Here is an 11,844-nt window from a genome sequence, read left to right as displayed (position 1 = left end):
TAGCAAGGCCGCTCCTACAAGGTTTGTGGTGCGCCTGCTAGCTCTGAAATCTGAGCGATGTTCGTTTGCCCTTGGCTGATGATCCGCCCCTCGCTCAGGGTGATCACCCGGTCAAACCGCGACAGTGCGCTCTGATCATGCGTCACGCAAATCAGCCCTCGCCCTTTAAGTGCTTCGAACAACAGGTCCCAGGTACGCTCTGCCGACGCGGCATCGAGCCCGGCTGTGGGTTCGTCAAAGAAATTGAATTCCCCAGGCTGATTAAGAAGGCGTAGCAGCGTCAGCCTGCGTGCTTCGCCGCCCGATATCGATTCTGCGCGTGCATCCAGATCAAGTTCGTACCAGTCTTTGCTCAGGCCCAACCGTTCAAGCCATCGTTCGATTTGAGCGCGATCATGAGCTTGCTCGAACAGCACCGCGCGGGGCAGGGGGCCGGGTATGAAATGCGCATCCTGAGGGCAGAGTCGTAATCGACTGAATTGTTCACTAGCGTCGAGCGACGCCAGGCACCTGCCGTGCAGCTGCACATTCTTGCGCAACGGGAATATCGTTCCCGCCAGCGTATGCAGAAGTGTCGATTTACCACATCCGCTGGGCCCGATCAGTGCGACCCGTTCTCCTTTGTGCAGTACCAAGGGTTCTTCGATGTGAAGTTGTACAGTATCTCGAGCGCTCAACTGGCACGGGGCGATGCTTAGGCCAGCGTCCTTGTCTTGGGACTTCGCCTCAGTAGTGCATGCTGGGCCGAACGAGGGGAGCTGGAGCCAGTGTTCGAGTTTGCGTTTGTCTAGCCGAAACTGGTCTAGCAATCGCCAGGCCTCAGCAAGTTGCGCAACCCCTGCCAGCAATCCGCTCACCAAGGTGAAGAGAGCAACCAGCTCGCCCAGGCTCAATTGCGGTGTTGCCAGAGCCTGATCATGGATACCCCACATGAGCAAACCGCCACTGCCCAGGCCTATGAACAGGGTGCGCAGGCTCTGAATCCAACCCCCACTGTGAGCTACCTGCACTGCTGAGTCGGCATAGTGCGAAAGTGTCTGGTTGACCGGGAGCATTGCGGCATCCTCGGCCTTTTCCAGTTTGACCGTTGCCGCGCTGGCGAAGGTATCGACCCATTGTTCCGCCAGTTCATCCTCGCGCGCGTTCACTGCCTCGATATGTGGCCGGCGCCAGCGCACCAGGCGATCGTTGGCCCACAGGTAGGCCAGGCTCAAAGGGATGAGGCCGATCAATACCGAAGTAGCCCCCAGGTAAGCGAAGAGCGTTATCAGCACTGCAGCTTCGGCTAGCACCGGCCATGCCGAGCCAATCAGAAAGCCTAACCACCGCTCCTGTGCGGTAATGCCCCTATCCAGTACTTTTACCAGTGTTCCGCCATGGAGTTGTCCATAGGCCTCGAAGCGCTTGTCCAGCAATTCGCGGCACCAGCGGATGGAAAGTTGCTTCACGCGTTCCTGGCAAAGCCGCGCCAGGCACCAGGCTTGTAGAGGGGTCATTGAGGCTTGTAATGCGACAAGGCATATGAAGGCTCCTAGCAGAAGCTGGGAAGACGCGGCTGAGGTGGCCAGGTTGTCAATGATGTCGGCCAAGACTAGAGCAGGTACGACGGTCGCGATTTTCAGGAGCAGTGTCGCGCCGAGGGCGGCGAGAATTCCTCTATAGATTTGCATGTCATTGCCTTATGCCTTTGAGTGCACTCTGTGGCGCGACTGGAATACCTGATCTGATCAGGTGGAAGCGTTCAAGTCCGGGTATGAACACCTGAACAACCGTAGCGAGATTCGGGTGCTCATAAAGTGTGCGATAGAATGCGACCTTATTATGTTTTTCCAAGTTGATCAGTGTTCGCTTGACTTGCCCGCGCACGCTGAGATCGGTATGCGGAGGGTGAAAAGCGGGTACAGCATATGTGGGGCATGGGTGTATAAGTGCTGAAAGGCGGGTTGAATGAGTAAGCATTTTTTCAGCAGAGAGATCTTCTTGTTTTTCTGTGGCCCCAGAAAGCTGCTCGCACTGAATCTGTTCCGTTACGGCGCGGTACATTGCAATGGAGGGGTTGATGGAGCTGCCGGAGCCAATGCTGCTGAGTGAGCCTTCTTTTTTACTACGAGAAACAGCAATGCAAAATGGAACTTCGTAGAAGTCGTGCGTCAAGTATATTTCTAGTTTTTTGGCTCGGCGGAGAAGCTCGGTATCATGGGCAAATGTTTCTTCCAGAAAAGAACTCGAAGGTTGGTAAAGTTTGGGTGGGGAAGTCAGGCCACAAAGTGATAGGTAGTACATAGAAAGTGCGTGACGTTCGATAGTTTCATTGATGGCGTGGAGCAGAGCCTCGTTCTCCGTGCAGCCAAGTGCTGTACCAGAGTTAGTCGAATATTTGGAAAGAAAGCCCGCTGCAGTTTTTTCGATTTCATCAATGTTTCTGGAGGAAGGTGCTATCAATATCGCGGGAATGGCTATTTCGTCGTAGCTGTTCAATGCCTGAAGACTGAAATAAGGTATTCGGCAATCCGGGGGAATGGATTTTAGGAGCCAATCGTCAAATGGGGCTATCGATTGCAAAATTTGGTCGCTTTCGATGAGTGGTGGAGTGCTCTTGTCGACGAAGTAATGCTCTAGGCTCTCGGCAAGGGCTCCTAGTTCGCAATGTTCCCCTTTTCCTGCCCCGCAAGAAACTTCTTTGTAGGCGCTGTCGTATAAGTGGCATGTGGCGACCAGGCTACTCTTTTTTGATAGTGCTGTTTTCGATTGAAGCCCTAAGTGATGATGCAGCCTTGTCAGCCGGTTGTAGGCCTCTTCTATGTTCAGCTCGCGTTCGGTGATCATGTTCTGCTCCTTGGTAGAGCCAGAAGGGGCTAAGCCCCTTCTGGTTTGTCACTTACAGAAGGTTGAGAAATTCAACCTCGGACTCGGTGAATGTGTAGTTCATCACGCGTGGGATCTGCAGAGTGTGGATTTCAGAACGACGACGTCCCATGGCTAATGCTCCTATAGAGTTGGTTTGAGTGCGCCTTTCAGCGCGTCACTGTTGTAGCACTTGTTTTTTTTGGGGTTCAAGATCTTCTCGGGATTTGTTGAGGAAAGTTAATGTAGGATTTTTTACTAAGACTAGAAGGTTGATTCCTACAATTCTTAATAGATAAAGAAAAAAGCACCAATAATTAGCTGGTTAGCACTTTCTCAGGGTTGGATAGGCTAAACATTCAGTAAAAATCTGAAGGAATTGCGATCGCTCAGCAGGGGGCGCGATCGCCATCGGTCTAAGCAGGCTCAGGTTTTCCTGTGAGTAATCGCCTTGCCCCGATCCACCCCACGATCCCCCTTTTCTTGAAGACAACCCGATGCAGGGGCAGGGGCCTGCTGTAAGGCTTCGTTGATTGCCTGGGCTGGCCCTTTCGCGGGTGAACCCGCTCCTACAGGTTCACCATAGGCTTCAAGAGTTGCACCGTACCTGTGGGAGCGGGTTTACCCCACCCGTTGTTCCGCATCGAGCCCGGGATCCAGTGTAGAGACGCCCGCGAGCAGTCTTCGGAGTTGATGGGCTATGTGCGCGAACTGACCATCACCGGGTTGATGGATGAGAAGCCGATGATGATCTGGGCTGCCCATTACCTGAGTGCGATGGCCAAGGCGCTGATGGATGATGCTGAGCTGTGGATGAGGCAGTGAGGGGTTGGCTTCAGGTTGCATGAAGGCCGCCAGGAGTTCGCCGCAACAGTTTCAGCGCCTATGAGATCGAGCGCCGCCCGCGCGGCGCTTGATCTCACAGGCGCTGCAAGGATTCTGTCGAACACCTGGCAACCCCACTACACCCCTCAACCCAACCACCTGCCACGTCCATCCCCCAACCGTCGCCCCGCCCACCAATCCCCACGAATCCAGTCGGATTTGGTCAAAATTTGTGCTATATTCCGCGCCCGCGATTTCCCTGCACACCAGAACCGGTCACTGACATGCAAGCAGCCAAACCACTCTACGACTATCCCAAGTACTGGGCCGAATGCTTCGGGCCAGCACCTTTCCTGCCAATGAGCAGGGAGGAGATGGATCTGCTCGGCTGGGATTCCTGCGACATCATCATCGTGACCGGTGATGCCTACGTCGACCATCCGTCGTTCGGCATGGCCATCATTGGCCGTCTGCTGGAGGCCCAGGGCTTCCGCGTGGGCATCATCGCCCAGCCGAACTGGCAGTCAAAAGACGACTTCATGAAGCTCGGCGAACCGAACCTGTTCTTCGGCGTGGCCGCCGGTAACATGGACTCGATGATCAACCGCTACACCGCGGACAAGAAGATCCGTTCCGACGATGCCTACACCCCGGGTGGTCTGGCCGGCAGCCGTCCGGACCGTGCCAGCCTGGTGTACAGCCAGCGCTGCAAGGAGGCCTACAAGCATGTGCCGATCGTGCTCGGCGGCATCGAGGCTTCGCTGCGCCGCATCGCCCACTACGACTACTGGCAGGACAAGGTTCGTCACTCGATCCTGATCGACGCCAGCGCGGACATCCTGCTGTTCGGCAACGCCGAGCGTGCGGTGGTCGAGGTGGCCCAGCGCCTGTCCAACGGTGAGAAGATCGAGACCATCACCGACGTACGCGGCACCGCCTTCGTGCGCCGTGATACCCCGCAGGGCTGGTACGAGATCGACTCCACCCGTATCGACCGCCCGGGGCGCGTCGACAAGATCATCAACCCGTACGTGAACACCCAGGACACCCAGGCCTGCGCCATCGAACAGGCCAAGGGCGACCAGGAAGACCCGAACGAAGCCAAGGTGGTGCAGATTCTCGACAGCCCGGCCGTGACCCGGGAAAAGTCGGTGATCCGCCTGCCATCGTTCGAAAAGGTGCGTAACGACCCGGTGCTCTATGCCCATGCCAACCGCGTGCTGCACCTGGAGACCAACCCAGGCAACGCTCGCGCGCTGGTGCAGAAGCACGGCGAAGTGGATGTGTGGTTCAACCCGCCACCCATCCCCATGAGCACCGAGGAAATGGACTACGTGTTCGGCATGCCTTACGCCCGTGTGCCGCACCCGGCCTATGGCAAGGAGCGCATCCCGGCCTACGAGATGATCCGTTTCTCGGTGAACATCATGCGCGGCTGCTTCGGTGGCTGTACCTTCTGCTCGATCACCGAACACGAAGGCCGCATCATCCAGAACCGCTCGCACGAGTCGATCCTGCACGAAATCGAAGAGATGCGTGACAAGGTGCCGGGCTTCACTGGCGTGGTCTCGGACCTTGGCGGGCCGACTGCCAACATGTACCGCATCGCCTGCAAAAGCCCCGAGATCGAGAAGCACTGCCGCAAGCCGTCGTGCGTGTTCCCGGGTATCTGCGAAAACCTCAATACCGACCACAGCTCGTTGATCGAGCTGTACCGCAAGGCCCGTGCCTTGCCGGGGGTGAAAAAGATCCTGATTGCTTCCGGCCTGCGCTACGACCTGGCGGTGGAATCGCCGGAGTACGTCAAGGAACTGGTCACCCACCACGTTGGTGGCTACCTGAAGATTGCCCCGGAGCACACCGAGCGTGGCCCGCTGGACAAGATGATGAAGCCGGGTATCGGCACCTACGACCGCTTCAAGCGCATGTTCGAGAAGTTCTCGAAAGAAGCGGGCAAGGAGCAGTACCTGATCCCGTACTTCATTGCCGCGCACCCCGGTACCACCGACGAAGACATGATGAACCTGGCCCTGTGGCTGAAGGGCAACGGCTTCCGCGCCGACCAGGTACAGGCGTTCTACCCGTCGCCAATGGCCTCGGCCACGGCCATGTACCACTCAGGCAAGAACCCGCTGCGCAAGGTGACCTACAAGAGCGAAGGGGTGGAGATCGTCAAGAGCGACGAGCAACGCCGTCTGCACAAGGCGTTCTTGCGCTATCACGACCCGAAGGGCTGGCCGATGCTGCGTGAAGCGCTGCAGCGAATGGGCCGCGCCGACCTGATCGGGCCGGGCAAGCACCAGCTGATCCCGCTGCACCAGCCGCAGACCGATACTTATCAGAGCGCGCGCCGGAAGAACTCGACCCCGGCAGGTAGCCACAAGGTGGGCAAGGACCAGAAGATCCTCACCCAGCACACCGGCCTGCCGCCGCGTGGCAGCGATGGCAGCAAGCCGTGGGACAAGCGCGAAAAGGCCAAGGCCGAGGCGTTTGCGCGTAACCAGCAGGCGGCCAAGGAGCGCAAAGAGGCGAGCAAGGGTGGCAAGGGCAACAAGAAACCGCGTCAGCCTGTCATTCCGCGTTAACTGATCGATTTTTGGGCTGCTTTGCAGCCCTTCGCGACACAAGGCCGCTCCCACATTGATCGGCGTACGCAGTGCCTTTGTGGGAGCGGCCTTGTGTCGCGAAAGGACCGCGAAGCGGTCCCAAAAGTCTCAGCTTCAATCAGGCTGCTTGTCGACCCACTTAGGCGCCACCGGCGCCACAAAGCTGTCCATCCCGTCCAGCAGCTCGTCCGGCTGCTGCCCCAGCAGCAACATCGCCCGGTGTTGCGGGCGCACGAAACCTTCTTCGACGATATGGTCGAGGAACCCGCCCAGCTTGTCGTAGAAACCGTTCACATCCAGTAGCCCGAGCGGCTTGGCGTGATAGCCCAGCTGCCCCCAGGTCCACACTTCGAACAGTTCCTCCAGCGTACCCAGCCCACCCGGCAAGGCAATGAAGGCATCGCTCAGCTCGGCCATGCGGGCCTTGCGCGCATGCATGCCATCCACCACTTCCAGGCGGGTCAGGCCCTTGTGGCCGACTTCAGCGTCCAGCAGGCTCTGCGGGATGATCCCGACCACTTCGCCACCGGCCGCCATGGCCGCGTCGGCCACCACACCCATCAAGCCGACCGCGCCACCGCCATACACCAGGGTCAAGCCGCGGCGGGCAATGGCCTGGCCCAGCGCGACGGCTGCTTCACGGTAGGCAGGGTTGGCGCCCATGCTGGCGCCGCAGAACACACAAACGGAACGTACGGGCATTGCTCATCTCCTGTCACTGAGGCGCACAGGTTACGGCGCATGCCGGTCACTTCCAAGGCCGGTTCATTCTGGCCGGGAGAATTCGCAGATGGCTCCTGTGGCCCCGTGGGCGTAGGCGGCGAGCAGGCTATTGAGGAAGTTGGAGATGGGCATTTGGTATTGCTCCTAAATGAGAGGTTGTCTCATCGTCCAATAAAAGGGCATGATGTGCCCTTAGATTTGTTGTATACAATCCATTGAACAATTCTACTGGCTGGCCTCTTGACGCCCCCTTGACCCATATCAGCAAGGGGCTGAACGGTTTCAGGCAGTCTCGCAATTGATAAAACCCTGCCAAGGAGATTCATGATGTTTGCGAAAGCTGTAGCGGTATCTCTGCTGACCCTCGCCAGCGCTTCTGTCTTCGCCGCCGAGTGCTCGGTCACTGTCGACTCGACTGACCAGATGTCCTACACCAGCAAGGAATTCACTGTCGACAAGAGCTGCAAGGAATTCACCGTCAAACTGACCCACTCCGGCAACCTGCCGAAGAACGTCATGGGCCACAACCTGGTGATCAGCAAGACTGCCGACATGCAGGCCATTGCCACCGAAGGCATGAGCCAGGGTCTGGATAAGGACTACCTGAAGGCTGACAACGCCGCCATCATCGCCCACACCAAGATGATCGGCGCGCCTGAGAAAGAAACCGAAGTGAAGTTCGACACTTCCAAGCTGGAAGCCGGTGGTGACTACAGCTTCTTCTGCACCTTCCCGGGCCACATCTCGATGATGAAAGGCAAGGTCGTGGTCAAGTAATCAAAGGCTGACGTCGGACCCTGTAATCGATGGACTCGCCCCCGCCGAGGCATCACAGTGCCACGGTGGTGTTCGAAGAAGCCAACGGCAGCGAGGGCGAGACCATGAAAAAGCATAGTTCGAAACACGATTCCCTGTCTTCCACTGATGTGGAGCTTTGCACAACCATCTGCGTAGACCTGGCCAAACAGGTCTTCCAATTAGCAGGCGAGGACGCTACTGGGCGGGTGATCTACGAAGATCGCATCAAATCCCGCCAAGCGTTCCATGATTTCCTGCTCAGGCTGCCAACGACCGTGGCCGTCTTGATGGAGTGCGGTCCAGGTGCGCAAGCCTGGGCCAGGCTGCTGCAGGCCAAAGGTAATCCGGTTCGCATCCTGCCGGCGCAACGTGTCGCCGAACATCGCAGCGGTGCAAAGAACGATCGTAACGACTGCTATGCCATTTTGCGTGCCGGTCGCGATACGAGCATCGCTTCGATACCGATCAAGAGCACCACAGCACTGGCTATTCAAGCGCTGCACCGTATCCGGCGCGGTAACATCAAGCGACATACCGCGCTGGGCAATCAGATCCGTGGTTTGCTACTTGAGCATGGCGTATCCATGCCCCAGGGCGATGCCGCGATCAATAAGCATGTGCCTCAGGCGCTTGAGGATGCTTCCTTGCCTCTACCCGACCTGTTGCGCGAGTTGCTCGATGAGTTGCTGATGGACTGGTTGTCTCTAGGTGAACGCATAGCGGCGCTGAGCCGCCGGCTCGAAGCGACTGCCCAAGAGGATAAAGTCGCTCAGCGACTGATCACCATTCGCGGCGTCGGCCCTATCATTGCCACGGCGATCGTGGCGAAACAGACCGACCCCAGCCGCTTCGCCAGTGGCCGAATGTATTCCGCCTTCTTCGGTATCGTGCCCGATCAGCACAGCAGCGGAAACAAAATCAGATTGGGCAAGATGAGCAAGCGCGGTGACGGCTACATACGCAGCCTGATGATCCAGGGCGCGCATTCCGTCTTGAGCCAGCTAAGGCCTGATTCCGATCAGCCAGATGATCGCCGCCTCTTGCGTTGGCTATCCCGCCTTGGGCGCAAGGAGGCGGCGATCAGGCTGGCTAATCGAAATCTGCGGATTATCTGGGCCCTGTTACAGAGCGATCAGGTTTACCAACGCAAACCGAACGAAAAACCGGAGGCGGCTATGAGCCTCTGACCCACCGGGTAATGCCACCGGGGCGCTAGGCGCTCCAACCCCTGCTAGTGAACATTGACCCTAGGTAAGACCGTCGCAGACCGATGCCTCCGCTCCTACAGGCCTGATAGTGGCCTCAATGTAAACGGCACACTGCGAGCTCACCACGATGTTGGCCAGAAGCAAAAAGCTTCCTCGAACAGGCCTGATACATAGATGCAACCGGGTTCCTATGTTCAAAAAAGCAGCTAGACAGTGTGGGCGAGTCCATACATAGGAGCGGGTTCACCCGCGAATGCGGCGGTGGGTTCACCATCGTATTCGCGGGTGAACCCGCTCCTACAGGCCACTTATCAAGGGGCGAACGGCAGTTCGCGCTTGTGCTGGGTCTTGCGGTAGGTGGCGACGATGATGTCGAACGCTGCCTGGTCAACCGGCTGCCCATGCAGGAAGGCATCGATCTGCGCGTAGGTCACGCCATGTGACGCCTCGTCCGGCTTGCCCGGCTCCAGGTCTTCCAGGTCGGCCGTTGGCACCTTCTCCACCAGTGCCTCCGGCGCACCGAAGCTACGCGCTATCGCCCGCACCTGATTCTTCACCAGCCCACTCAGCGGCGCCAGGTCGCAGGCACCATCACCAAACTTGGTAAAGAAGCCCATCACCGCCTCGGCGGCGTGGTCGGTTCCGATCACCAGACCTGCGCGGGCGCCAGCGATGGTGTACTGGGCGACCATCCGGGTGCGTGCCTTGACGTTGCCCACCACGAAGTCCACCAACGTCGGCGAGCCGTTCTTCAATGCCACCACTTCAGCCGCCAATGCGCGCACTGCCGGGGCGATATCCACCGTGTGAACTTCATCTGCCTTGATCACGTCCAGGCATGCCTGGGCGTCATGCTCGTCATGCTGTACCTGGTACGGCAGGCGCACGGCAATGAAGGTGTAGGCCTTGTCGCCGGTCTCGGCGCGCAGCTCGTTGATGGCACGCTGGGCGAGCAGGGCGGCAGTCAGTGAGTCGACGCCACCGCTGATGCCCAGCACCAAGGTCTTGAGTCGAGCGTTGGCCAGGCAGTCCTTGATGAACGCCACCCGCCGGGCGACTTCGGCCTCGAGCGCTGCCGCGTCGGCGAACGGCGGCTGTACCTTCAGCGCCTGGGCAATCTCTTGCTGAACCGCTTGCATGGGTTACTCCTTGCTGGGGACTTTGAATACGTGACGCATGTAGGCGACGAAGTTCTCGTCGCGGCACTGGGTCTTGGCGGCTTCATCAGAAATCTTGGCCACCGGCGCGCCGTTGCAGTCGGTCATTTTAAGCACGATGTTCATGGGTGCCACACCTGGGATGTCGCAGGTCAGGTTGGTGCCGATGCCAAAGCTGACGTTGATGCGTCCGCGCAGGGCGCGGAAAATTTCCAGCGAGCGGGTCAGGTTGAGGCCGTCGGAAAACACCAGGGTCTTGGTCATCGGGTCGATACCCAGTTTCTGGTAATGGGCAATGGCCTTCTCCGCCCAGGCTACCGGCTCGCCCGAATCATGGCGCAGGCCGTCGAACAGCTTGGCGAAGTACAGGTCGAAATCGCCGAGGAAGGCATCCATGGTGATGCAGTCGGTCAGGGCGATGCCGAGCAGGCCGCGGTACTCGCGTACCCAGCAGTCCAGCGCAGCGATCTGGCTGTCGATCAGCCGTGGGCCGAGCTGCTGGTGGGCCATGATCCACTCGTGGGCCATGGTTCCCAGCGGCTTGATATCCAGTTTCCATGCCAGGTCGACGTTGCTGGTGCCGACAAAACGGCCGGGGAAGTCGTCGCGCAGCACCCTTGCTACTTCCTCCTGCACGCGGCTGGAAAAGCGCCGGCGGGTGCCGAAGTCGGCCACCTGCAGTTCGGCCAGCTCGTCGTCGCTGGCATGCGCACGCAGCCAGTCGAACTTGCGGTACAACTGGTCCCGCGCCTCGGCCAGGCGCATGTGCGGGTGCAGATTGCGGTTGCGTACTTCGCTGATGATGGCTAGCAGCGGCACTTCGAACAGGATCACATGCAGCCACGGACCTTTCAGGCGCAGGAACAGCTGGTCGTTTTCGATGCCGACGTGCACGTAACGCAGGTTGAAGCGGAACAGGCGCAGAAAGCGTAAAAAGTCGGGCTTGAGGAAGCTGATGCGTTCGAGGAAGGCCAGCTGGCCATCGTCCAGGGTGAGGTCGGCAAGCCGTTCGAGCTGATTGCGAATTTCGCCGAGGTAGGGGCGCAGGTCCTCACCGTTGCGGCAGCGGAATTCCCATTCGACGTCGGCGTCCGGGTAGTTGTGCAGCACACCCTGCATCATGGTGAGTTTGTAGAAGTCGGTGTCGAGCAGGTTGTGCACGATGCGCTCGGCGAATGCGCTTTCGCTCATCAAGGGGGCTCCGGAAGCGGCGATTGGCGGACATTGTGCCAGCCTTTTCCACCTTGTGTGGCTGTTCCGGCCTCTTCGCGGGCACGCCCGCTCCTGCACGGTGCGGGTACTTGCTCCTGTTGTAGGGGCGGGTTTGCCGGCGAAGAGGCCGGAACGGCCAAAACAGAGGTGTTTTTCCGTGCACCAGCTAGCCTTGAAACGGTGCCGCCTGTAGCAGTCGCGCACCAGCGGTGTGCAGTTCGGTGACGTCCGCTGTTACAGGGCGGTTGCACGTAAACACTTGCCAGGGTTGCAATGATGGCACTCGACGGTTGCTCCTTGTCTGTACGTGTGGTGGCGCCTGCCGCGTGGCAGACGGTTGCACGCTCAATAAAGAAAAGGCCGCCCGTCGGCTGCAGGCACCCTTCACAGTGTGTTTTCCCGGAATACAAAACCGATGGCACGGCCCTTGCTCTGAGTACCGGGCTGAGAAGTTGTAGTGCCAACCAAAAA

General features: G+C 58.7%; 9 protein-coding genes. 4 read left to right on the top strand and 5 right to left on the bottom strand.

The features are described from left to right. Positions 1-14 precede the first annotated feature (14 nt). Together ACI7M0_RS23970 and ACI7M0_RS23965 are read right to left on the bottom strand one after the other, a co-directional pair. Positions 15-1,670, bottom strand: a complete 1,656-nt coding sequence (locus ACI7M0_RS23970) for an ATP-binding cassette domain-containing protein (RefSeq protein WP_104886987.1) — start codon at positions 1,668-1,670, stop codon at positions 15-17. Position 1,671: 1 nt separating this feature from the next. Next, positions 1,672-2,826, bottom strand: coding sequence for a YcaO-like family protein (locus tag ACI7M0_RS23965; protein ID WP_081273240.1), 1,155 nt, complete (start codon positions 2,824-2,826; stop codon positions 1,672-1,674). A gap of 627 nt (positions 2,827-3,453) precedes the next feature. Between ACI7M0_RS23965 and ACI7M0_RS23960 the strand changes: the two genes are divergently transcribed. Further along, the gene (locus ACI7M0_RS23960) at positions 3,454-3,669 is read left to right on the top strand and encodes a DUF3077 domain-containing protein (protein ID WP_019438726.1); all 216 of its coding nucleotides are present in this window, start codon (positions 3,454-3,456) and stop codon (positions 3,667-3,669) included. Between the two features lie 284 nt (positions 3,670-3,953). Beyond that, positions 3,954-6,254, top strand: coding sequence for a YgiQ family radical SAM protein (locus ACI7M0_RS23955; RefSeq protein WP_014592586.1), 2,301 nt, complete (start codon positions 3,954-3,956; stop codon positions 6,252-6,254). Between the two features lie 135 nt (positions 6,255-6,389). Here the strand turns inward: ACI7M0_RS23955 and ACI7M0_RS23950 are convergent, their stop codons facing one another. Further along, positions 6,390-6,977, bottom strand: a complete 588-nt coding sequence (locus ACI7M0_RS23950) for a TIGR00730 family Rossman fold protein (protein ID WP_003249578.1) — start codon at positions 6,975-6,977, stop codon at positions 6,390-6,392. 348 nt (positions 6,978-7,325) lie between these two features. Here ACI7M0_RS23950 and azu point away from each other — a divergent pair, with 348 nt between their 5' ends. Continuing rightward, entirely contained in the window at positions 7,326-7,775 is a 450-nt protein-coding gene (gene azu / locus ACI7M0_RS23945; RefSeq protein ID WP_129933869.1) for an azurin, read from the top strand. A gap of 149 nt (positions 7,776-7,924) precedes the next feature. Further along, the gene (locus ACI7M0_RS23940; protein ID WP_405314606.1) at positions 7,925-8,983 is read left to right on the top strand and encodes an IS110-like element ISPpu11 family transposase; all 1,059 of its coding nucleotides are present in this window, start codon (positions 7,925-7,927) and stop codon (positions 8,981-8,983) included. Positions 8,984-9,315: 332 nt separating this feature from the next. Here ACI7M0_RS23940 and nadE read toward each other — a convergent pair whose 3' ends face one another. Beyond that, the gene (nadE, locus tag ACI7M0_RS23935) at positions 9,316-10,143 is read right to left on the bottom strand and encodes an ammonia-dependent NAD(+) synthetase (RefSeq protein WP_129933950.1); all 828 of its coding nucleotides are present in this window, start codon (positions 10,141-10,143) and stop codon (positions 9,316-9,318) included. 3 nt (positions 10,144-10,146) lie between these two features. Continuing rightward, positions 10,147-11,352, bottom strand: a complete 1,206-nt coding sequence (gene pncB / locus ACI7M0_RS23930; protein ID WP_049586710.1) for a nicotinate phosphoribosyltransferase — start codon at positions 11,350-11,352, stop codon at positions 10,147-10,149. Positions 11,353-11,844: the final 492 nt, after the last annotated feature.

This window comes from Pseudomonas sp. 10(2024) (assembly GCF_045164175.1).
Classification (GTDB): domain Bacteria; phylum Pseudomonadota; class Gammaproteobacteria; order Pseudomonadales; family Pseudomonadaceae; genus Aquipseudomonas; species Aquipseudomonas alloputida.
The sequence above is the reverse complement of the archived record's forward strand: the minus strand, read 5'-3'. Positions and strand labels throughout refer to the sequence as shown.

Coding starts and splice junctions, on each gene's coding strand:
- ACI7M0_RS23970 (WP_104886987.1), bottom strand. CDS start 1,670: ATGCAAATCTATAGAGGAATTCTCGCCGCCCTCGGCGCGACACTGCTC.
- ACI7M0_RS23965 (WP_081273240.1), bottom strand. CDS start 2,826: ATGATCACCGAACGCGAGCTGAACATAGAAGAGGCCTACAACCGGCTG.
- ACI7M0_RS23955 (WP_014592586.1), top strand. CDS start 3,954: ATGCAAGCAGCCAAACCACTCTACGACTATCCCAAGTACTGGGCCGAA.
- ACI7M0_RS23950 (WP_003249578.1), bottom strand. CDS start 6,977: ATGCCCGTACGTTCCGTTTGTGTGTTCTGCGGCGCCAGCATGGGCGCC.
- azu (WP_129933869.1), top strand. CDS start 7,326: ATGTTTGCGAAAGCTGTAGCGGTATCTCTGCTGACCCTCGCCAGCGCT.
- nadE (WP_129933950.1), bottom strand. CDS start 10,143: ATGCAAGCGGTTCAGCAAGAGATTGCCCAGGCGCTGAAGGTACAGCCG.
- pncB (WP_049586710.1), bottom strand. CDS start 11,352: ATGAGCGAAAGCGCATTCGCCGAGCGCATCGTGCACAACCTGCTCGAC.